The organism is Actinocrinis sp., assembly GCF_035605935.1.
GTDB lineage: Bacteria > Actinomycetota > Actinomycetes > Streptomycetales > Catenulisporaceae > Actinocrinis.
Window position 1 is genome coordinate 43,350 of the sequence record NZ_DATNGK010000128.1, and the last position, 21,767, is coordinate 65,116.

General features: G+C 70.1%; 13 protein-coding genes and 1 pseudogene. 8 read left to right on the forward strand and 6 right to left on the reverse strand.

All coding sequences use genetic code 11. The annotated features are described in order from the left end of the window. Positions 1-37 precede the first annotated feature (37 nt). Together glpK (VN779_RS11095) and VN779_RS11100 are read right to left on the reverse strand one after the other, a co-directional pair. Positions 38-1,558, reverse strand: a complete 1,521-nt coding sequence (gene glpK / locus VN779_RS11095) for a glycerol kinase GlpK (RefSeq protein ID WP_325722390.1) — start codon at positions 1,556-1,558, stop codon at positions 38-40. A gap of 86 nt (positions 1,559-1,644) precedes the next feature. After that, on the reverse strand, positions 1,645-2,481 hold the full coding sequence (locus VN779_RS11100) for an MIP/aquaporin family protein (RefSeq protein ID WP_325722391.1): 837 nt from the start codon (positions 2,479-2,481) through the stop codon (positions 1,645-1,647). A gap of 339 nt (positions 2,482-2,820) precedes the next feature. Between VN779_RS11100 and VN779_RS11105 the strand changes: the two genes are divergently transcribed. Then, on the forward strand, positions 2,821-3,588 hold the full coding sequence (locus VN779_RS11105; protein ID WP_325722392.1) for an IclR family transcriptional regulator: 768 nt from the start codon (positions 2,821-2,823) through the stop codon (positions 3,586-3,588). Positions 3,589-3,724: 136 nt separating this feature from the next. Continuing rightward, positions 3,725-5,242 (forward strand): glycerol kinase GlpK, encoded by a 1,518-nt coding sequence (gene glpK / locus VN779_RS11110; protein WP_325722393.1) that lies wholly within the window; start codon positions 3,725-3,727, stop codon positions 5,240-5,242. Here the strand turns inward: glpK (VN779_RS11110) and VN779_RS11115 are convergent. The 3 genes and pseudogenes from VN779_RS11115 to VN779_RS26645 all read right to left on the reverse strand — a co-directional run. Then, positions 5,227-6,849, reverse strand: coding sequence for an APC family permease (locus VN779_RS11115; protein WP_325722394.1), 1,623 nt, complete (start codon positions 6,847-6,849; stop codon positions 5,227-5,229). The two genes, glpK (VN779_RS11110) and VN779_RS11115, sit on opposite strands and share 16 nt — an antisense overlap. A gap of 125 nt (positions 6,850-6,974) precedes the next feature. Further along, complete coding sequence (locus VN779_RS11120; protein ID WP_325722395.1) at positions 6,975-8,600, reverse strand: hypothetical protein; 1,626 nt, start codon at positions 8,598-8,600, stop codon at positions 6,975-6,977. An 87-nt stretch (positions 8,601-8,687) separates the two neighbouring features. After that, a pseudogene (locus VN779_RS26645) lies at positions 8,688-8,888 on the reverse strand (zinc-ribbon domain-containing protein); the annotation flags it as partial. Between VN779_RS26645 and VN779_RS11125 the strand changes: the two are divergent. Next, positions 8,875-9,108: a DUF2277 domain-containing protein gene (locus VN779_RS11125; RefSeq protein WP_325722396.1), complete on the forward strand. Its 234-nt coding sequence runs from the start codon at positions 8,875-8,877 to the stop codon at positions 9,106-9,108. The pseudogene VN779_RS26645 and the gene VN779_RS11125 sit on opposite strands and share 14 nt — an antisense overlap. Positions 9,109-9,141: 33 nt before the next feature. Here VN779_RS11125 and VN779_RS11130 read toward each other — a convergent pair whose 3' ends face one another. Continuing rightward, on the reverse strand, positions 9,142-10,485 hold the full coding sequence (locus tag VN779_RS11130; protein WP_325722397.1) for a helix-turn-helix transcriptional regulator: 1,344 nt from the start codon (positions 10,483-10,485) through the stop codon (positions 9,142-9,144). A 280-nt stretch (positions 10,486-10,765) separates the two neighbouring features. Here VN779_RS11130 and VN779_RS11135 point away from each other — a divergent pair, with 280 nt between their 5' ends. The 5 genes from VN779_RS11135 to VN779_RS11155 all read left to right on the forward strand — a co-directional run. Further along, entirely contained in the window at positions 10,766-15,709 is a 4,944-nt protein-coding gene (locus tag VN779_RS11135) for a hypothetical protein (protein ID WP_325722398.1), read from the forward strand. Continuing rightward, positions 15,706-17,451 (forward strand): hypothetical protein, encoded by a 1,746-nt coding sequence (locus VN779_RS11140; protein WP_325722399.1) that lies wholly within the window; start codon positions 15,706-15,708, stop codon positions 17,449-17,451. Before VN779_RS11135 ends, VN779_RS11140 begins: the two co-directional genes overlap by 4 nt. Positions 17,452-17,676: 225 nt before the next feature. After that, positions 17,677-18,405: a response regulator transcription factor gene (locus VN779_RS11145; protein WP_325722400.1), complete on the forward strand. Its 729-nt coding sequence runs from the start codon at positions 17,677-17,679 to the stop codon at positions 18,403-18,405. Between the two features lie 144 nt (positions 18,406-18,549). Further along, positions 18,550-20,187, forward strand: a complete 1,638-nt coding sequence (locus VN779_RS11150) for a sigma-70 family RNA polymerase sigma factor (protein WP_325722401.1) — start codon at positions 18,550-18,552, stop codon at positions 20,185-20,187. A gap of 51 nt (positions 20,188-20,238) precedes the next feature. Further along, the coding region (locus tag VN779_RS11155; RefSeq protein ID WP_325722402.1) for an APC family permease at positions 20,239-21,767 on the forward strand (1,529 nt) is incomplete at its 3' end.

Consider the following 21,767-nt stretch of genomic DNA (forward strand, 5'->3'; position numbering starts at 1 on the left):
AGCGCGGCGCGCGGGGACGCACCGGTCTTGCCGGCCGTCAGTCCTCGAACTCGATCCAGTCGAGGGTGCGGGAGACGGCCTTCTTCCAGTTGCGGTATCCCTTGGCGCGCTGCTCATCAGTCCACTGCGGCGCCCAGCGCTTGTCCTCGTTCCAGTTGCTGACCAGCTCGTCGGTGTTCTTCCAGAACCCGACCGCGAGGCCCGCCGCGTAGGCCGCGCCCAGCGCCGTGGTCTCGGCGACCACCGGCTTGGAGACCGGCACGCCGAGCACGTCCGCCTGAATCTGCATGGCCAGCTCGTTCGCGGTCACGCCGCCGTCGACGCGCAGGACGTCTAGCCGCACGCCGGAGTCCTGCTCCATCGCCTCGACCACGTCGCGGGTCTGGTAGCAGATCGACTCCAGGGTCGCCCGCGCCAGGTGCGCGTTGGTGTTGTAGCGGGACAGGCCGACGATCGCGCCGCGCGCGTCCGAGCGCCAGTACGGGGCGAAGAGCCCTGAGAAGGCCGGCACGAAGTACACCCCGCCGTTGTCCTCGACCTGCCGGGCCAGCGCCTCGCTCTGCGCCGCGCCGGAGATGATGCCGAGCTGGTCGCGCAGCCACTGCACGGCCGATCCGGTCACCGCGATCGAGCCTTCGAGGGCGTAGACCGGCTTCTCGCCGCCGAACTGGTAGGCCAGCGTGGTCAGCAGGCCGTTGTTGGAGCGCACCAGCTCGTTGCCGGTGTTGAGCAGCAGGAAGTTGCCGGTGCCGTAGGTGTTCTTCGCCGAGCCGGGGGTGAAGCAGACCTGGCCGACGGTGGCCGCCTGCTGGTCGCCGAGGTCGCCGGTCAGCGGCACCTCGCCGCGCAGCGGGCCGTCCGCGCGGGTCACGCCGTAGCCGACCGGGTCGGAGGAGGGCCGGATCTGCGGCAGCATCGCCCGCGGGATGTTGAAGAAGGAGAGCAGCTCGTCGTCCCAGTCGAGGGTCTCCAGGTTCATCAGCATCGTGCGACTGGCGTTGGTCACGTCGGTGACGTGCACGCCGCCGTTGACGCCGCCGGTCAGGTTCCACAGCAGCCAGGAGTCGGTGTTGCCGAAGATCGCCTCGCCGGACTCGGCCGCCGCGCGCAGCCCGTCGACGTTCTCGAGCAGCCACTGGATCTTGCCGCCGGAGAAGTAGGTGGCCGGGGGCAGGCCGGCCTTGCGCCGGATGGTCTGGCCGCGCTCGTCCTTGTCCAGGGCGGCAGCGATCCGGTCGGTGCGGGTGTCCTGCCAGACGATCGCGTTGTAGTACGGGCGGCCGGTGCGCCGGTTCCACACCACCGCGGTCTCCCGCTGGTTGGTGATGCCGAGCGCGGCCAGGTCGGCGCTGGAGAGGCCCGCGGTGTTCAGCGTGGTCTCGATGACCGCGCGGGTGCGCTCCCAGATCTCGGTGGGGTTGTGCTCGACCCAGCCGGCCTGCGGCAGGATCTGCTCGTGCTCGAGCTGGTGCCGGGCGATCTCGTTGCCGCCGTGGTCGAACACCATGAAGCGGGTGCTGGTGGTGCCTTGGTCCACCGCGCCGACGTAGTCAGCCATGGAGTGCCGCCTTTCTCAAAGTTCTCACCGCGTTGTGTGGGGCGTTGCGTTGCCGGGGTGCTGCACTTGTACTACGCAGCCCCCTGCTATGCGGGCTGACTCTCCCGGACTCGCTGCTCGTTTTCCTCGATGACCGCGTCCGGCTCGGTCGGGCCGGGCAGGAAGCGCCCGATCAGGACCTTGTAAAGGCCGGCGCCGATCAGGCCGCCGATGAGCGGGGCGACGATGGGCACCCAGAAGTACAAGTCGCCGTACTGGTCGCGGAAGGCGGTTCCATAGCCGGTGAAGAAGGAGGCGAGCCGGGGGCCGAAGTCACGCGCCGGGTTGATCGCGTAGCCGGCGTCGGTACCCCAGGCCATGCCGATGGCGACCACGATCAGGCCGACGACGACCGGGGCCATGTTCGCGAGCGGCGAGTTGTTGCGCAGGTCGGTGACGGCGAGGATGAGGAACAGCAGGATCGCGGTGCCGATGACCTGGTCCCGGAAGCCGCCCCACAGGTGCACCGGCAGCGCGCCGTTGCCGGGCAGCGTCGAGAAGACGCCTTGGGTCTTGATGGTGTGTCCGGGGTCGAGCTTGCCGAGCACCTCGGTGTAGTTCCAGCGCACCAGCAGCGCGGCGACGAATGCGCCGAGGGTCTGGGCGAGGGAGTAAGGCAGTACCTTGCGCCAGGAGAAGCCGCCGAAGGCCGCCAGGGCCACGGTGACCGCCGGGTTCAGGTGCGCTCCGCTGATCCGGCCTGCGACGTAGACGCCGAGGATGACGCCGAGGCCCCAGGCCCAGGCGATGCTGTCGTGATTGCCGATACCGCCGGCGACGACCTGAGCGACGACGCCGACGCCGATCAGGATGAGGATAAGCGTGCCGGCGAACTCGGCAGCCAGTTCGCCGAGGAGCCCTTTGGCCCGCAGCCTTCCCACCATGTCTCCTCCTTGAGACGTGCGCGCATCGTGAGACAACACGCTGAAACAACACAGGCGCTCCGCAGCGGGAGCGCAGAGCTGGACCGGCGATCGGGCAGTGGTGGAGGTTCGCTCGAAGGCCGACAACGGTGAAACTAGGCAACCGGAAATCCGCCGTCAACGTACGGCGTTCGACATTGCCGAACTCTGGTCACTTGAGGCGAGGTGAAGTACCGTTTCGCAGCATGGCGGTAACCCATGCGGCGCGCTCCTGCGGGGAATCTCGGCGGGAGCCGCGTTGTGACGCGACACTGCCATTCGACATAGTCGAACTACGGCCGACCGGCTACCATCTCTGCCATGCCGGGACCCGTGCAGTCGATCGAACGCGCAGCCGCCATCCTGAGGCTGCTGGCCCGCGGTTCCGGGCGCCTCGGCGTCGGCGAGATAGCCACGTCGCTCGGCCTGGCGAAGGGCACGACGCACGGCATCCTGCGCACCTTGCAGGGCGTCGGCTTCGTGGAGCAGGACAAGGCCAGCGGCAAGTATCAGCTCGGTGCGACGCTGCTGCACCTGGGCACCAGCTACCTGGATGTCAACGACCTGCGTTCGCGCGCGATCAACTGGGCCGACGCGCTGGCCTCACGCAGCGGGGAGGCGGTGCGGATCGGCACCCCGCTGGACGGCAAGGTTCTGGTGGTGCATCACGTCTTCCGGCCGGACGACTCGCTGCAGACGTTGGACGTCGGCTCGCTGCTGCCGCTACACGCCACCGCGCTCGGCAAGGTGCTGCTGGCCTACGACGCGGACGTGGCCTCGCAGATCAAGGACGACGACCTGGAGCGGTTCACCCGGCGCACCCTGGTCACGGCCGACACGCTGAACCGGGCCATCGGGCAGGTGCGCGAGCTGGGCTGGGCCGCGGAGGTAGAGGAGTTCACCCCCGGGCAAGCCTCGATCGCGGCGCCGATCCGCGGCTACGGCGGCTTGGTCGTCGGGGCGATCAGCATCGCCGGGGCGGTGGAACGGCTGTGCCCGATAGCGGATCGGGCGGATCCTGGGCTGGTGGCCTTCGTGCAGAACGCGGCGCGGGCGATCTCGAGGGACTTGGGCGCCGGAAGGTGGTAGCGCGCGCTGCGGCTGGCCGGGACGGCGGCGAAGGACCGGCGGCGCTGAAGCGCCAGCTTCTCTCCCGCCGTCGGGCTACCGCCGCCCAAAGCCCCGGCAAGGTGCAGCGCGCAAAAACAGCACAGAAGGGTCAGCCATGGTCGCGCAGTATGTGATGTCCATCGACCAGGGCACCGGCTCGACCCGCGCGATCCTGTTCGACCAGGGCGGCCGGCTGGTTTCCGTGGCGCAGCGCGAGCACCGGCAGTTCTACCCTCGGCCCGGCTGGGTGGAGCACGACGCCATGGAGATCTGGCGCAACCTCGAACACGTCGCCCGCGAATCGCTGCACCGGGTCGGGGCCGGCGCCGACCAGGTGGCCGCGATCGGCATCGCCAACCAGCGGGAGACCTCCGTCCTTTGGGACCGGCGCACCGGCATGCCGATCGGCCGGGCCGTGGTCTGGCAGGACACCCGCACGGACGAACTGGTCGCCGACTTCGCCCAGCGTCCGGACGCCGACATCGTGCTTGAGCGCACCGGTCTGCCGTTGGCTACATACTTCTCCGCGCCGCGCATCCGCTGGCTGCTCGACCACACGCCGGGCCTCTACGAGCGGGCCGAGCGCGGCGATGTGCTGTTCGGCACCATGGAGAGCTGGGTGGTGTGGAATCTGACCGGCGGCGTCGACGGCGGCGTGCACGTCACCGACGTGACCAACGCCAGCAGAACGCTGCTGATGGATCTTCGAACCCTACAATGGGACAAGGAGCTGCTGGACTTCTTCGGCGTTCCGGCCGCGATGCTGCCGGAGATCCGCTCCTCGGCGGAGGTCTACGGCACGGCGAAGCGCGCGGTACGCGGCGTGCGGATCGCGGCAGCACTCGGCGATCAGCAGGCGGCGCTGTTCGGCCAGACCTGCTTTGCCCGGGGCGAGGCGAAGTGCACGTACGGCACCGGAAGCTTCCTGCTGCTCAACACCGGCGACACCCCGGTGCGCTCGACCCACGGCCTGCTGACCACGGTCGGCTACCGGATCGGAGAGGAACCCGCCGCATACGCGTTGGAGGGCTCGATCGCGATAACCGGCGCGCTGGTGCAGTGGTTCCGCGACAACCTCGGCCTGATCTCCAGCGCCCCGGAGATCGAGACGCTGGCGCGCACGGTCGAGGACAACGGCGGCTGCTATATCGTGCCGGCCTTCTCCGGCCTCTACGCGCCGCACTGGCACAGCAGCGCGCGCGGCATCATCGTCGGCCTGACCTCGTACATCACCAAGGGCCACCTGGCCCGCGCGGTGCTTGAGGCCACGGGCTGGCAGACCCGTGAGGTGGTCGACGCGATGAACGCCGACTCAGGGCTCGAACTGACCACGCTGAAGGTGGACGGCGGGATGACCGCCGACAACCTGCTGATGCAGTTCCTCGCGGATGTGCTCGACGCCCCGGTAGTGCGCCCGATGATCGCCGAGACGGTCTCGCTCGGCGCGGCCTACGCGGCGGGCCTGGCGGTCGGGTACTGGCCGGATCTCGAAGGCCTGCGCCGCAACTGGCACCGGGCGGCGCAGTGGCTCCCGGCGATGGACCCGGCGCGCCGCGAGAGCGAGTACACGAACTGGCGGCGCGCCGTCGAGCGGACCTTCGACTGGGTGCAGCCCAATCACCCCGCGAGCTGATCCGCCGGTCCGTCCGGGTTGCCGGCCGGCAGCGGCGTGGTCAGGGCGTTCGACTTCGGGATCGTCTCGCCGCGGAAGAATCCGGGCCGCACGAACCGGTAGATCAGCATCAGCGGGATGCCGAGGACGAGCGCGCCGATGCCGGTGAGGAACACCCCGCCGATCGCCCAGTGCGGCGAGAACGGCAGCGTCCAGTACGTGCTGCCGTAGTCAGACGCCCAGAAGACATGGCAGGCGTAGCCGAAGAACGCGAACAGGATCAGCGCGCCGAGCAGCGGTAGCACGCAACGCAGCCAAAGGGTTTTGCCGTACCGGCGCCCGCGCCGGACCAGGGGCAGGTAGTACCAGAAGCAGGCCAGGCCGGTCAGGCCGTAGTAGAAGGCGATGGCCAGGCCGAGCGAGAGGATCGAGTCGCCCAGCACGTTGTTGCTGATCTTGGTGAGCGCCGCGTAGAACGCGACCGAGGCCAGACCCATGCCGATGGTCGACCAGGTCGGGGTCTGGAAGCGCGGGTGCACCCGGCCGAACCGCGCCGGGATCGCCTTGTGCGTGGCCATCGAGAGCGAGGTGCGCGCGGTCGGCATGATCGTGGTCTGCGTCGAGGCGGAAGCCGAAGTCAGCACCATGAAGACCAGCAGCTTGCTGAGGAACCAGCCGAATCCGGCCGAGCCGAAGACCGAGGTGCCCAGGCCGGAGAGCACGTCGCCGGAGTTGTCCGGGTTCGCCAGTCCCGAGCCCTTGTCGTCGACGCCGGCGAAGGCCTGCGCGGCGACGGTGACCAGCGCGTAGGTCACCAGCAGCAGGATGGTGGAGAGCACGGCAGCGCGGCCCGGCGTCTTCGCGCTGTCCTTTGTCTCCTCGTTGATGGACACGGCGGTGTCCCAGCCCCAGTAGATGAAGACGGCGAGCAGCAGGCCCGAGGTGAGGGCGGAGAACGAGCCGATGTCGAACGGGTTGAACCAGGACGCTGCGACGTGAATCGATCCGGCCGGCGCGCTGCCGCTGTACACCTTCGCCAGCGCCACGACGGAGAGCACGAGCAGCATCAGCAGCTCGACGGTGAGCAGGACCCGTTGCAGCCAGACCGAGACCTCGATGCCGATATAGCAGATCACGGTCATCACCACGATCCACACGATCCCGGCGACCTCGGTCCAGCCCGGGCTTGCGGCCAGGCCGTTCGCGCCGACCAGCTGGAAGCCGTAGCCGCCGGCGATCTGGGCGAGGTTCGCCATCACGATGATGTCGGCGGCGATGATGGCCCAGCCGCCGAGCCAGCCGGTGCGCGGGCCGAAGGTGCGGGCGCCCCAGGTGAAGGTGGTGCCGCAGTCCGGGTCGGCCTCGTTGAGCCCCTGGTAGCCGAAGGCGATGAGGAACATCGGGACGAACGCGAGGATCATCACGACCGGGGACTGGAGCCCGACCGCGGCGACCACGAAGCCGAGCGTGGCGGCGAGACTGTAGGCGGGCGCGACCGAGGCCGTGCCGATCACGATGCTGGAGACCAGCCCGAGCGCGCCCTGTCGCAGTCCCTTGCTCCCGGCCGCTCCGGGTTCGGCGGAAACCCGGTCGCGGTCTCCGGTGGTCCCCGCTGTCATCTCGGCCATGGGGCGGCTCCCTCAAGTGTTAGGACGTGGACCCTGACTTGTCGCAAGTCAGGGCTTGTGCCTGCACATGCAGAGAATCGCTCCAGTAACAGCCGTTCACAAGCCTGCCGCGCCGACCGGTCCAATCAGCCGGCTGACGGGCCTTCGGCCGCAGGCTCCTGCGTCGCCGCGGGCGCCGGCTGTGGTGCGGCTTGCGGCGCCGGTTGCGCGCCTGGCCAGGAGTGCACGTAGCTGGACCCGCCGGGTTGCGCAGCCTCCGCTACGGGCTGCGGACCGCGCGGCGTGACCAGGAACGAGAGCGCGAGGTAGGCCGCGGTGCACCAGATCGCGCCCGCGACGACGGCGCCGATGACGCTGTAGGTCAGACCGACGTGGGTCGAGCCACCGCCCAGCGAACCGAAGCCGGATGAGCCGGACACCGCCGCCTCTCCGAGCAGCGCCGCCACCAGGCCCGCGATCGCGCCGAATACCGCGGCCCGCCAGGCCTGTATCGGGGCGAACGCCGCCAGACTGACCACTCTGCGGCGGGTGCGCACCAGGAACCACGGCAGCGCGGAGCCGATGACGGCGGCCAGGATGACGAGGTAGATCAACCAGGGGCGGCTGTTGCCGAAAAGGCCGATCTTGTCAGCGCCCGCACCGGTCAGGGTGACGACGAGACCGTTGGTCAAGGTGACGCAGAAACCGGTCAGCGCGCCGCCGATCATCAGGTTCGGCAGCAGCAGCGCCGCGGCGATCGCCTGCGCGGCCTTCTCCCGGCCGCTGGAGCCGTCAGCCGTGAGCACTTCGTACTCGACCCAGGCCAGGACGACCAGCCCGGCGAGCAGGCCGACCGCGCGCAGCTGCGTCCATACGATGCGCGCGCTGCCGCGCCACGGCGCAATCAGCTTCCTGACCCACTCGCCGCCGGGGTCGCCGACCGGGCGGCGCGCGACCGTGGTCAGCCGGCCGATCAAGAACGCGGCGAACGCGATGAGCAGCGGGCCGAAGAACACCCAACCGGGCGAGACGCCGATCGAGGAGTGCAGGCTGCCGGTGGAACCGCTCGCCGTGCCGAGGGTCAGCGCGGCGCCGGAGTCTCCACTCGAGGTGCCGCCTCCGCTGCCACCCCCGCCGAACGGATCGGTTCCGCCGTTGCCGAAGGGATCGGTTCCACCGGGCACGGTCAATGAGTTGGCGCCGCTGCCGGTGAGCGAGCGGACCAGGTTGAACACGTCCGAGGCGTTGCTGACCAGGGCGAGCACGAGCAGCACCAGGCTCACTCCGAGCGCGGGCATCGCCGAGCGCGCTACCAGCTGGAGCGGCGAGGCGCTGGGCGACACCGCCTCGCTGCGCCGCCCGCGGCGCATCCAGAGGAAGAAGAGCAGCAGGGTGACGGTCCAGGCGGTCAGGCTGACGGCGAGGTTCAGGCTCAGCGCGAAGCTGAGCCCGCCGCCGAGGCCCGAGTCGCTCGAGGGGCTGCCGCCGATGGCTAGGTTCGCCGGCGCTCCGAGGGCTCCGGCGACCAGGATCACGCTGCTGGTGAACCAGTCCTGGAAGCCGCCATGGCCGGTCGGGCTGCTGAGGAAGGCGAGACCGATCACCACGCCGAACACCAGGAGCAGCACGGCGATCAGCGGCGCGAGCGCGTCGCGCAGGACGGCGAGCAGGTCGGCGCGGCCGAGCAGCGCCGGGCGGAAGAGCGGGATGGGGGCCGGAGCCCCGGCGGGCGGCGCGGCATAGACCGGCGGGGCCTGGTACGCGGGAGTCACTGGAGGGTCGAGAGCAGGTTCTTGGCTCGGCGGCTCGTGGCTCGGTGGCTCGTAACTCAGTGGCTCGTGACTGGGCGGCGTGAGGGCGGTCCCGCAATGACTGCACGCTGTCGCGCCCTCCGGCACGGATTCGCCGCAATGCGGGCAAGTATCCATGTTTCCCCCAGAATCGAAGAACCTTGAATCGGGTATCGGCCGCTCGTTCCTACCTGCTCGGATCCGCGCTGTCAAAGCTGATCCGGCATTTGTCGGAGGTCTGCCGCACACTGGCGGTATGTGCAGAAGCATCAAGACCCTTCGCCCGCCGATGACGCCCGAGGTCGGCGAGGAAGACGTTCACGCCGCGGCCTTGCAATACGTCCGCAAGATCTCCGGCTTCCGCGCGCCCGCCGCGCACAATCGCGCCGCGTTCGACGAGGCGGTCGAGGCGGTCGCCGCGGCCACCGCGCGGCTGCTGGACTCCTTGGAGGTGCGCGGAGCGACGAGCAGCCATGCGGCGGTGCCGTGAGTCCTCGGGCCTGAACCGCTCAGGCGGAGCCGGTCACCATTCCCAATAGAACCCGACGACGGCGTGCTCGACGCCGCCCTCGAGGAAGCGGTGCGCCTCGTTCGCCGCATTGAGCGTCACCGGTTCGCGGTGCGTGATGGAGCTGTTCATCACGCCGTTCCACTCCGCCCACCACAGCTTGGACGGCACCATGTCCGGGTGAAAGTGGATCCACAGCAGGAACTTGTCCACCTTGCGCCGGAACACCCGCCGCATCTCGGTCGGCGGCGCCTCCTCGTACCGGAAAGTCGTCGTGTAGTTGAGCACCGCCGTGGCACCAAGTGGCAGCGGGCGCTCGAGCAGGATGTCGATCGAGTGGTACACGTTGCCGTCCCGCGCGCGCAGCTGATAAGGCAGGCCGGGGACACCGCCGGTCTGTACATCGAGCGTGAGCATGTTTGTGTCGACCATGTACGTGTACCGGTCCAGGCCGTCCTCGGTCGCCTCAATGATCTGGTCGCTGCGGTGCTGGACCGGCAGCCCATCCGGGCCGAGGTAGTGGTACTCGCGCAGATCCACGGTGCGGTGGCGAGCCGGAGGCGCGTCGAAAATCGGCAGGTCGGTCTCCTGCGCGTCGCCGCGTACATAGCGGATGGTGGAAGAGCCCGCGTGCAGGAACCGCAGCCGGTCCGCGTCGTCGGGGGCTATGTCGAACGCGTCCACGAACCAACTGAGCGTGGCGCTGCTCAATATCGTGTCGGGGCTGTTGCCGGCCAGCGCCCGGGAAATCCGGCCGCGCAGCTTCACCGGATCCTGGTCGGCGTCCTCGGATCCGCGCTGACCCAGGGTGCGAGCGATCACCTCGCTGATCGCGTCGACCGGGCTCTTTCCCGGAACCAGCAAGGTGCGCCACTGCGTGCGATATCGGCCTGGCCTGGTCAGCAGGTCGTAGAGATAACTGCTCGCCGCGGTGGCCGGGGCCGGAGTGCGGACCGCACCAAGGGCGCCCGGGCCCCGGCCGCCGTTTGCGCCCGCTTCCCCGGCAGCGCCCGCAGCTGACCCGGCGGGGACCTCGGCCGGGCGGCGGCGGCGCTCCTCGATCGCGTCACGCGCGGCGGCGAAGGCGAGCCGTTCCGCGCTGTCCGCGCCGAGCAGTACCACGATGACGTCGAGTTTGTCCGGCGGCGGCAACACCTTGCCGGAGAAATAGCCGCCGATCACGCCGTGCGCGTATCCGGTTTTCTCGGCCAGATAGCGATAAGAAAGCAGGGCGTCGCTGCGGCGCCGCGCATATCTGCGGCGCAGTCGGCGCAGCGAATCGCCGAGGTCCTCGAGGGTCTCCAGATTCCGGAGCCCCAGGTCCTCGGGAAAGGAGGCGCCGCCGCCCAGCCGATCCATCTGCCGCCCTGTTCGTGAACTGACGTAACGCTCCGTCAGGGTAACCGCCGTCAGCGGAAATCGCGGTCCGGGAGCGGTCTTTGACCGGACTCCGCCAATTGGGTGACCAAGACTGCCGATTTCGGCCGCCGGTGTCCGGCGCTGTCCGACCGTGTCCGATGCCGCGGCCGTTCCCGGGGTGACCCATGCCACTGTAGGACCCGCGTGAGGCATCGCAAGCGGCCGGTCAGGTCGCCACCTGCCACTGTGCAGGCACCGTTTCGAGCACGCAGAGTGGCGGATGACCGAGTTCCGATTTCCCCCGGTGCTGAGCACGGCCGCCTGGGACACCGAGATCGACGCCCCGCAGGGGGCGGCGAGCGGCGAGGGCGGCGGGCTCGGGGGTTCGGCGCGCGGTGGTCCGCACCTGGATTTCGGCAGGGTCGAACACGTGGAGTTCGGCGTGCTGGCCAGGGCGCTGCTGCTGCTCGACGCGGCCGTCGCGGCCGGGGTGGGCGCGACGGTGACCTTGCCCGCGCATGAAGTGGAACAGCTGGAACAGGGCGGGCGGGACCTGCCGGAGCGGGACGCGCGGTCGGGCGGCGCGGATCCTGACTCCTGGTCCCGCGCGCGACGCACGAGGCACCGGGCCGGCAGACGTGGCCAGGCTCGGGCCTTCATGCGGCAAGCCGGTTTCCGGGAGGCGCCGCACTGGCCGGTCGATGCCGTGCGAGTGCGCGGTGCCGGGGCCGCGGGAGAAGCGGGACAAGGGGAGGAATCCGATGAGACACCGTCCGGGGATCTGGCGGGCGGCCGAGCTGATCAAGCCGTCGAGCCGCTGGGCGACCGGCGCAGGCTGCTGCCGTTACAGTGGCTTCAGCCGCTGGAGGGCGCGGGCCTACGCGGCACCGCGCGGTACGTCGCCGTTGAGCAGGGACTCAGTGACCTCGGCCTCTCGGCCGCCGACGCACGCGCGATCAGTGAGACGGTCCTGGCCGAGCTGATCGACAACGCGGCCAAGCTGGCCGCGTCGCGAGGATCCGGCCGCCCCCGCGTACTGGTAGGCGGACAGTTGTACGACCGCGGATTGCCGCCGCGGCCGAGCGATCCATTCGCGAAGCCCGCGTTCACCGGCAGCGCGTTCGGCGACGCGGCGTTCGGCGACGCCGCGGTGGGATCCGGCTGGCCGCCGGACGCGGAGCACGGCGCGAGCCGCGTGCTGCACCTGGTGGCCGGCGGCAGCGGCGCTCCCGAGACGCTGTTCGAGGCGACCGTCCCGGTCGGTCCGCGCTTCACCGCGCCCACCGGCCACTGGAGCGGTCACCCGGCGCTGCACCGGCCGCACCGGCTCGGCTGGCTCGGTTGCGGGCTCGATGCGCGGCAAGGGCTCGCAGACGCGGATCGGGCGGCGTTCACCGCGGCGATCTCCCGCACCCGCGGCGGTCTCGGCATCTCAGGGACGCGAACGTCCGGGGTCGTCGTGACGATCTCGGCCGGCGAGATCGACGCCGGGCCACAGTCGACCGGCAACCTGCGCGAGTCGGTGCGTCAGGCGCTGGACTTCCTGGCTCAGGGCGCCGAGCGCGCAGCGGTGGCGGCGGTGTTCCCGGATCTCACTCGGCAGGTACTGGAGTCGTGCGTTTCAGGAGGGGAATCGCACGGCGCCGGTGCCGCCGGTGCCGCCGGTGAGGCAGCGGGACCGGAGAAGGGCGCACCGGAGAAACGCGGCGCGCAGAAGGCCGCCGATAAGGGCGGCAGGAACAGCAAGCACGCGGCGGGCGCCATGCTGGTGGTCGGCGCGCAGGGCCGTGCGCTCTGGCACGGCGGTTCGGTGCCGGTGCGCGCCGCTCTGGAGTTGCTCACCAGCGTCGGCGGCGTGGCGCTGGTAGGCGAGGTCCGGGAGCGGTGGCTCGCCGCGGGCGGATCGGCCGACGAGTTCGACCGCTTTCTGCGCAACCAGCGGCACCTGATCACCGTCGAGGGCGAGAGCCTGATCCTGCTGCTCTCGCCGCTGCATGTGCTCAGCACGCTGACCGATGCGTCGCAACGCGAGCTGAGCGCGGAGGCGGCCCGCAACAGCGGGCACGGCGTGCGCCGCGGGATGTTCCGCACGCCCACGCTCGCCGTGACGAACCGCTGGCTCGACGTCGGCCGACTGCTTGAGGGCACGCTCGGCTTCGACGTGGCCGCGTTCACCCTGGCCCGCGCGGTCCAAGCGGAACTGGCCGCGCTGCCGCCGAGCCGCAGCCCGGTGGTGGTGGCGCAGACACACACTTGCCCGCCGCGTTTGGCAAGTCGGCTGAGCGAATGCCTAGCGCTGGGCGACCGGACGTATCCGGCAAGCTCGGAGCTGGATCGCGGCGGCTGGCCGACCGCCGGCGACGTGCCGGGCGAGGCTCGGGTCGTGCTGTGCGCGGATGTGATCCTCACCGAGAACTCGGTGCGGCGAGCGGTCGCCGACATCGCCGGGCACGCCGAGCCCGTGGTCATCGCGTGCGTGGTCGACGCGCGGGTCAACCGAGGGCGGATCAGTGTGCTGAATCGGGAGATCCCGGTCGTCGCGCTGGCCGAGATCGACCTCGAGGCGGGCCAGGCCGAGCAGTCGGAGCGGATGGGCCGGATGCACCGCCTTCAGGCTCTGGTGCCCGGCGTTGGAGCGCCGCCCCCGATCGTCGACATCGACCCGGTCTCGCTGCGCCCGGCTCCGGCCCGCGCACCGGAGCGGCTGCCGATGAGCGAGGAGGAGTTGCTGTACTGGTGCGCCCCGCAGCCCGAGTCCCCCGCCGGGGCGCTGCGGATCGGGCACATCGAGTACGCGCGACGGATGCACGCGAGCGCCGCGATCGATCTGGACCGGATGTTCCGCCGCGACGACGCCCGCACGCGCATCACCGACGTCCTGGTCGACTCGATCCAGCGCGGGCTTGCCCGGGTGCAGCACCGCGCCGATCCGGGGCGGTCCGAGGACGCGATCCAGATCTGGTATCCCGGCGAGGCGCGATCGAACGCGGGACTGCTCGCGCACGCGGCGTGGACGAGGCTGACCGAGGGCGGACATCGCGTCAGCGCGCCGATCGGCGTCCTGTACCCCAGTCACGGTGCGGCCTGGCCGAACGGCTCGTCCGGCAAGGAGCAAGCGGCACGCCCCCGCACGCTGTTGATCCTGGACTACGCCGCACGCAGCGGCCGTACCCTGCAAGAGCTGATCCGGCACGCGGTGCGAGTCGGTGCCGAGCGGATCGTCGCGGTCGTGCTGCTGGATCTGCTGCCCGAGCACGACAGCGGGATGCTCGCGTCTCTGAGCGCCGTCTGCGCGGAACCGAGTTCGACGCGGGCGACGCGCGGTTCCGATGTTCCGGTCACGGTGCGGTTCATCAGCGCGACGAGCATCGGCGCCCTGAGCGCGCATGAATGCAGCCTGTGCGCCACCCGCGAAAAGTACGCGGACGTCAGCGAGGCGCCGCTGCGGCTACGGCGGCACGTGGACCGGCTGCACGAGTTGCTGCGCGCGCGCCGCCGCGACGAGCTGTTCGAGAGCGCACCGGCCGACCTGTTCGGGGTGCCGCTGCTCGGCGACGACGCGATCGACTATCTGCGGTGGCGCGGGCTGCTGCGCCGGGCGCTGCACGACACCGGGGCCCGCCAGGAGGTGCTGGACCGGATCGCCGCGCTCAACCAAGCCTCGCCGGATTCGGTCTGGGGCCGGCGCGGGCTGACCCGGTTGCTGGCCGCCGAGCACGGCTGGTTGAAGCTGCCGCCGCTGCGTTACAGCGCGGCGCGCACACAGTTGGCTCGCTGCTGTCTCGATGAGCTGGACAATCCGGCGCCGGAGCCGCCGTGGCTGCGGGCGCAGGCCGTCATGGTGCTGGCCGCAGCCGCGCCGGACCGCTTCGCCGCCCTGCTGCCCGACCTCATCGAATTGGGCGCGGACGAGCCGGTAGTGATCGATCAGATCTGCCTGGAGGCGTACCGCCTGGCACGCCGGCCGCGGCACGACTCGCCGATCGACCTCGGCGAGCTTCGCGGTGGTCTGATTCACTGCCGCGAGTACCTGGAAGGCGCGCGGGTGGGCCTGGACCGGCCGCTGGTCGAAGACTACGTACATGTCGTCAGGCAGCTGATCCTTTTGACCGAGCTCAAGCCGCGGCCGCGGCTTGACGACCCGCGCGAGGCGTGGGCTCGGTTGGCCGAGGAGTGGTGCGAGCCTGCGCTGCGCAACCGCTTCGAGTCGCGGCTGCTGCGGGTGCGCGACTTCGTCGAGGACCTGCAGGTAGCCGAGCCGAGCCGGGAGCGTACCGCGGCGGCCGAGGCGGATCTGCGGGAATGCGCGCGGCTCGTGGAGGAGCGGGTGCTGGCGTTCCTGCCCAGGCTGCGCGAGATCCTGGCCGGGGATTACGCAGCCGATCTACTCGGGCGGCGGGATCAGGAGCGGTTCGTCGAGCTGTCCGGCACGAGCGCGGCCGGTCTGCTGGGTCTCTGCGAGCGCCTCGGCACCCTGGTACGCGAGCCGCGGCGTCCGGACGACGGCCGGTGGCGCGCGCAGCGGCGGGAACTGCTGGATCGGATCGGCTGGTGGTACAACGCGTTGTTCGCCACGCATCGGCCGGGCACCGACTCGCCGGCGCAACTGGTACACCTGGTGCGCTCGGTTCCGGCCTCGGTCGGCGAGGTCGTGCAGGCTGCCATCGAGGCGCGCGGGCTGGTCGGCGCGACGAAGCTGTCCGGCTCCCTGGACGTGCCCGTCTTCTGCCCACGCGACCTGCTGGCCGAGACGGTCGGGCATGTGCTGGACAACGCGCGTTGCCGCTTCGCCGCCGATTCGGACACGGACGAGGACGAACCGCTGTTCGAGGTGAGCCTCCGGCGGCCCGCGCCGGACGGTGTGCAACTGGTCATTTGCAACTCCGGGGCGCTGCCCGGGCCGGAGCCGGGGCGGGGCCTGGCGGCGCTGGCTCGCGCTCTACGGCCGTTCGGCGGTTGGCTGACGGGCCGGGCGCTGGGTACGGACGGCTGGACCTACGAGGCGGTCATCGCGCTGCGCCCGTGGACCGGCGGCGCGGTTGAACACAGCGCTCTTGGCGTCGTCGAGCAACGTGCCTCCGAGCGCGGCGCCGCAGCCGGCGGCGCCCTCGGCCCCGACAGCGCGATTCATCACGCCGACCCCGCGTACCACAGCGACCTCGAGCACAGCGGTGTCGCTCGGAGCGGCGTTATCGAGTACAGCCGTCTGGAGCGGGGCGCATGACCGTGGACGCCATCCAGGCTCTGCTCATCGACGAGGACGAGGACAACCTCACCGCCGTCCCGGAACGCCTGCGCCACCCGTTCGCCCAGCTCGGCTGGCACGTGGTGTGGACCGCGGCGAAGGATCCGGGCCGGGTGCGCGAGCTGTTCTCGGCGCCGGGTACGGCCTACGACCTGATCGTCGTGGACCTGCCAGCCGCTGCGCGGGACGGGGCCGGTGCGGCGGCCGCGCAGCCAGGTCTCAACCTCATCTGCGACGCCCGCGAGCGCTTCCCCGGCGCGTTCATCCTGGCGATCAGCAGCGGCGAGGCGCACCGTCCCGATCTGCTCGACGAGGCGCGTCGCTGTGGGGCGCACCGGGTGCTGCGGCGCTACGAGTTCAGCGTCGAGGCCCGCGAGAGCAGCCCCTCGGCGATCGCCACCGAGATCCACAACCACCTGCTGGACACCGGCGCGGTGGCCCCGATCGCAGTGACCTACGACGAGTTCGACCCCGACATCCAGACCTTCGTACACGCGGTCGGCGAGCCGACGCTGTGCCGTCTCTACGCGCGCATCCTGCAAGCCGCGGGACGCACCACACGCAACATGAGTCTGGGTTACATCGCCACGGGCTACTCAGGCGCGGCGGTGTGCGCGGTCACGGCTGCGTTGGACAACAGCGGCGTGCGTACCCATCACGTGCTCAAGGTCAGCCTCGATAAGGAAGCCTTGGAGCGTGAGGCCCAGCGGTCCGCGGAAGCCTGGGGAATGCTGCGCCAGTCGCTGCTGGCCAAGCTCGCGCCGCCGTATCCCGTCGGCCCAGTCAACGGCTGGTACGCACTGGCCGCGCAGCTGCAGGGCAGCGCCGTGACGCTCCGGGACTGGCTGGCGCGCGGCGCGTCGGACGCCGCGGTCGAAGACGTGTTCGCGGCCTTGTTCACCGATGGACTCGGCGGCCTGTACGCGGACACCGCGCAGGAGATCGACTCGCCGGCCGATCTCCTGCGCACTCCCTACTATCGGCAGCGCCGGGTTCAGCACGCGGTCAGGCAGCTCGCGCCGGTACTCACCCATCCGGACGGCTGCCGGTTGCCCGAGTCGCTGGTCGAGGACCTGACCGAACGCGTCGCGGGGTTCGTGGCAGAAGGGCAGATCGGCGCGTCGGACGGACAGCACGTGGCCGCGCGGCGCACCTACGGTGTGTTTTCGCACGGGCACCTGCATGGCACCAATGTGCTGGTCTACGAAGGCCGGCACCCGGAACCCACGGTGATCGACGCGAGCCGCTTCGCCCACGCGCACTGGGCGACCGATCCGGCGCGGATGGCCGTGGACCTGCTTATGCACAGCGTGGATCCTGGCGCCGAGTCCATGTTCTTCACCGGGTTCGAGCGCTGGCGTGAGGTGGCCGCACGACTGGGCCGGCTCGAACCGCTGCTCGATCCGTCCCAAGATGCCGCGCCCGCGGTGTCCACGGCGCAGTCGGAAGAGCTGGACGTCCTGGAGGTCAAGCAGACCGGTGATGGAACCGCGGCGGCCTTGGCCGCGCTCAATTGGCTGACCGGTAACCTGCGCGCGTTTTGCCCAGGGATGTCCGGGGATGGCGAATACCGCGACCACACATGGGAGTGGCACACGGCGCTCGCACGGTACCTGCTGCGCTCGTCGTATAGCCATGAGATCACAGTGCCGAAACGCACGCTGGCGATCGTCGCCGCCTATGACCAGCTGCTGGCAGCAGCGGCGAGTCTGCCGGACTAAGAGACGGGGAGCGCGGCCGAGGCCGCGCCACATACCGGGTGGGGCCGCGGTGGGGACGGCCCCACCCGATCATGTTCTCTGACGGGTGCACTGCAGGGCGCTGACCTGCGCACGAACGCGCACCCTCGGGTTCAGAAAAATTCTCCCGAAAAAAGTGTTGGGGTTCCGGGCGTCCGCTCCTCTCACCGGTATAGGGCAAGTTCTCGATACCTGGAGGCGGTCGCCATGTCCCTCACCTCAACCATCGCACCTGTCGCTCCGTCAGCCGCGCCGCACCACCCCGCGCACCCGATCGGCACGCCGGCCTCGACGCAGCGTCAGTTCACCGCCGGCCGCCAGTACCGCATCGCGGTGCGGGTCAACTCGCTCGACCCGATCTCCGAGGCCGGACTCCTGGTGCAGTTGCGCCAGCGTCCGGAGCTGCGGATCGCGGAGGCCGGTGAGGCGGCGTCAGTGGTGATCGCGATCGCAGACGTCGTCGATGAGGCCGCGACGCGCTGGCTGACCGCGCTGCACCGCGCCGACGGCACGCCGGTCGTGCTGGTCGTCGGGCAGCTCGACCCGCGGGCCATGGCCGGGATCATCGGGTCCGGCGTGTGCGGCGTGCTGCGTCGCGCCGAAGCGGGCCCGGACCGCCTGGTGCGGATCGTGCGCGCCGCGGCGCAGGGGCAGGGCGACATGCCGCCGGACCTGGTCCGCCACCTGCTCGACCAGGTCAGCCTGCTGAATCGGACCACCCTCGAACCGCGCGGCCTGTCCTTCGCCGGGCTCACCGAGCGGGAGCGCGACGTGCTCAAGCTGATCGCGGACGGCCTGTCCACCCGCGAGGTCGCGATGCAGCTCGCTTACTCGGAGCGGACCATCAAGGCCGTGCTGCAGTCGCTCACCATCCGGCTGAACCTGCGCAACCGGACGCAGGCGGTGGCTTACGCGGTGCGCAATGGCTGGATCTGACCGGCGCCCGCCGCGTTCTTGGATTCGCACGGTGGAGTCAGCAGCGGCTTCGGCGCCGCCGGCAAGTTCAAATCCTGCTTATGTAACTCACTCGTGTTCGAGCGAGTGTTCCACAATGCGCTCGGGACTCACTACGGTGTGCGCATGCAGGATCGGGACCTCGTCGCCGCGATCGTGGCGGGCGACCCGGCAGGACTGGCTGCCGTCTACGACAGATACGCCTCGGCGTTGTACACGTACTGCCGCTCGATGCTGCGCGACTCCGAGGACGCGGCCGACGCGTTGCAGGACACCTTCGTGGTCGCGGCGCAGAAGCTGGACGGGCTGCGGGACCCGGACCGGCTGCGGCCGTGGCTGTACGCGGTGGCTCGCAACGAGTGCCTGCGCCGGCTGCGCGGCCGTCAGGGCATCGTCGAACTCGATGAGGCCGGCGAGGTGAGCGACGACGGAGTCGACGTCGACGCGGGTCTGCGCGAGGCGGATGTACGTAGCCTGATCTGGTCTGCGATCCAGGGCCTCAACCCGAGCGAGCGCGAGGTCTTCGAGCTCAACGTCCGGCACGAGTTGGAGGGCGCCGATCTCGCGGCGGCTCTCGGGGTCACGGCCAACCACGCGCACGCTCTGCTCTCCCGAGCCCGCGGGCAGTTGGAGAAGTCACTGGGCGCGCTGCTGGTGGCCCGCACCGGCCGGTCAGACTGCGCGGAACTTGCCGCGATCCTGGACGGCTGGAACGGCGAGCTGACCGCATTGCTGCGCAAGCGGATCAACCGGCACGTCGAGCAATGCGAGATCTGCGGGGAACGCAAGCGGCTCGAACTGCGACCCGAGGCGCTGCTCGGCGCGATGCCGCTCCTGCTGCTGCCACCGGGCCTGCGCGCGAATGTCCTGCGGCTGGTGGGCAACGTGCTGCCGGGAGGGGGCCCGGGAAGCCCGACGCAGCCCGGCTCCGGCTCGAACTCGAACCCAAGCTCGAACGCGCCGTCGAACTCTTCGAACTCTTCCAGCTTCGGCAACCTCGCGAACGGTGCGCTCGGCGGCGCCGCGGCGGCGAACCTGGCCGAGTACTGCGCGGGCGTCGCCAAACGCGCCGAGCCCTTCAACCGGGCCGGCTTCCCGGCTCCGCTTGACCGGCGCCGCAAGCCACTCGCGACCGCGCGGCGCAAGACGCTTATCGCCGCCGCGGTCCTGCTGATGCTGCTACTCGGCATAGGCGGCTACACGACGCTGCGGTACCTCTCCCCGGGCAACACGGCCACGGTCCTGCCGACCCACTCGCCCTCGGTGGTCGCGGTCGTGGACACCGGCGACGGCTCCTCGCTGCTGATCGAGATATCGACAAGCGCGGCGTCCGCGAGCGCGAGCCCGAGTCAGAGCCCGTCGGTGAGCGCCTCCGCATCTTCCAGCCCGTCGATCATCGTGGTGCGCACATCGGCCCGCGCTTCGCGCTCGCCCAGCCGCTCACCTTCGCCGAGCCCTTCTCCGCCACCGCCGATGGGCACCCTCGTCGCCAATCCGGAGACGGTGACCGCGAACTGCGGTGTCGGAACTTTCAACCTGATCGCCCGCGGCGGCCCGGTCGCCGGTTACACGATCATCGCTCCTTCGGCCCCGCCGTCTAACCGGTCCCCCGCGGCCTCCCCGGACGGCGGCGGCAAAATGACGCCGGGCCAAGTTGATCCGATAACCGTCTATGTCGACTTCTCACCCGTCGAGTTCACGATCGAGCCAAAAGGTACTCAAGCCCCGATCTACGTGACCGCATCCTCCTTCTGCATCGGCTAGCCGCAACCGCATAGTGAGGCGCCTCGCGGCCAACCGGATCGCGGGCTTACGATGCCCGGCGTGCCTTCACTCATGGGGATGACCAAGCGTGTCCTGGTCGGCCAACCGATGCGCAGCGAGCTGCTCGGCGAAGCGACGCTGTCCAAGAAGATCGCGCTGCCGGTCTTCGCCTCCGACGCCCTCTCGTCCGTCGCCTACGCCACCGAGGAAATCCTCGTGGTCCTGTCGGCCGGCGGCCTCGCCTTCTTCCACTTCACCTGGTACATCGCGGGCGCGGTCGGCTTCCTGATGCTCGTGGTGGTGGCGTCGTACCGGCAGAACGTGCACGCCTACCCGTCTGGCGGCGGCGACTATGAGGTAGCCACCACCAACCTCGGACCACGGGTCGGCTTGACCGTCGCGAGCGCGCTCATGGTGGACTACACCCTCACCGTCGCAGTCTCCGTTTCCGCCGGCGTGGCGAACCTCGCCTCGGCGATCCCCGCGCTCAACGCGCACGCGGTGCTCATCGCGGTCCTGGTCATCGCAGTGATCACGCTGATCAACCTGCGTGGGGTGCGCGAATCCGGCACCGCGTTCGCGATTCCGACCTACTGCTTCGTCGCGGCGGTCGGCATCATGATCATCTGGGGTGTGCTGCGGATCGTCACCGGCCACCCGCTCACGGCCGAGAGCAGCCACTACCAGATCAAAGCCGCGGGCAGCTATGGCGGAGTGGCGCTCGCCTTCCTCCTACTTCGCGCCTTCGCCTCCGGGTGTACCGCGCTGACCGGAGTAGAGGCGATCAGCAACGGCGTGCCCTCGTTCAAGCCGCCGAAGAGCAAGAACGCCGCAACGACACTCGCGCTGCTCGGCGGAATCGCGGTCACCATGTTCGCCGGGGTAACCGCGCTCGCGCTGGCCGGGCATGTGCACGCCGCCGACGCCGCCGACCTGATCGGCTTGCCGTCCGGGCAGACGCCACGCACCGTTATCGCGCAGGTCAGCCGTTCGGTGTTCGGCGGCGCCTCGCCGATGTTCTATATCCTGCAGTTCGTCACCGCGCTGATCCTGGTGCTGGCCGCGAACACCGCGTTCAACGGATTCCCGGTGTTGGCCTCGATCCTCTCGCGTGACGGCTACCTGCCCCGCCAGCTGCACACCCGTGGCGACCGGCTCGCCTTCTCCAACGGCATCCTGCTTCTCTCCGGCTTCGCGATCACGCTGGTCGTCGTGTTCAAGGCCTCGCCGACGCGGTTGATCCAGCTGTACATCGTTGGAGTGTTCGTGTCCTTCGTGTGCAGCCAGACCGGCATGATCCGACATTGGAACCGGCTGTTGTCCACCGAGAACGACCGCGCAGTGCGCAACCGGATGATGCGCTCCCGCACGATCAACGCGGTCGGCGCGGTGATCACCGCGATCGTGCTCGTGATCGTGCTGGCGACCAAATTCATGGCCGGCGCCTGGATCGTGGTGGTCGCGATGCCGCTGATCTGGCTGCTGATGCGCGGCATTCAGCGGCACTACCACTCGGTGGCCGTCGAACTGACCCCGCCGGATGACTACAAGGTCACCATGCCCAGCAACAATCACGCGAT

Excerpts from the sequence above, each read along its gene's own strand:
- VN779_RS11140 (WP_325722399.1), top strand. The coding sequence starts at position 15,706 with ATGACCGTGGACGCCATCCAGGCTCTGCTCATCGACGAGGACGAGGAC.
- VN779_RS11115 (WP_325722394.1), bottom strand. The coding sequence starts at position 6,849 with ATGGCCGAGATGACAGCGGGGACCACCGGAGACCGCGACCGGGTTTCC.
- glpK (WP_325722393.1), top strand. The coding sequence starts at position 3,725 with ATGGTCGCGCAGTATGTGATGTCCATCGACCAGGGCACCGGCTCGACC.
- VN779_RS11125 (WP_325722396.1), top strand. The coding sequence starts at position 8,875 with ATGTGCAGAAGCATCAAGACCCTTCGCCCGCCGATGACGCCCGAGGTC.
- VN779_RS11130 (WP_325722397.1), bottom strand. The coding sequence starts at position 10,485 with ATGGATCGGCTGGGCGGCGGCGCCTCCTTTCCCGAGGACCTGGGGCTC.
- glpK (WP_325722390.1), bottom strand. The coding sequence starts at position 1,558 with ATGGCTGACTACGTCGGCGCGGTGGACCAAGGCACCACCAGCACCCGC.
- VN779_RS11135 (WP_325722398.1), top strand. The coding sequence starts at position 10,766 with ATGACCGAGTTCCGATTTCCCCCGGTGCTGAGCACGGCCGCCTGGGAC.
- VN779_RS11150 (WP_325722401.1), top strand. The coding sequence starts at position 18,550 with ATGCAGGATCGGGACCTCGTCGCCGCGATCGTGGCGGGCGACCCGGCA.
- VN779_RS11105 (WP_325722392.1), top strand. The coding sequence starts at position 2,821 with ATGCCGGGACCCGTGCAGTCGATCGAACGCGCAGCCGCCATCCTGAGG.
- VN779_RS11145 (WP_325722400.1), top strand. The coding sequence starts at position 17,677 with ATGTCCCTCACCTCAACCATCGCACCTGTCGCTCCGTCAGCCGCGCCG.
- VN779_RS11100 (WP_325722391.1), bottom strand. The coding sequence starts at position 2,481 with ATGGTGGGAAGGCTGCGGGCCAAAGGGCTCCTCGGCGAACTGGCTGCC.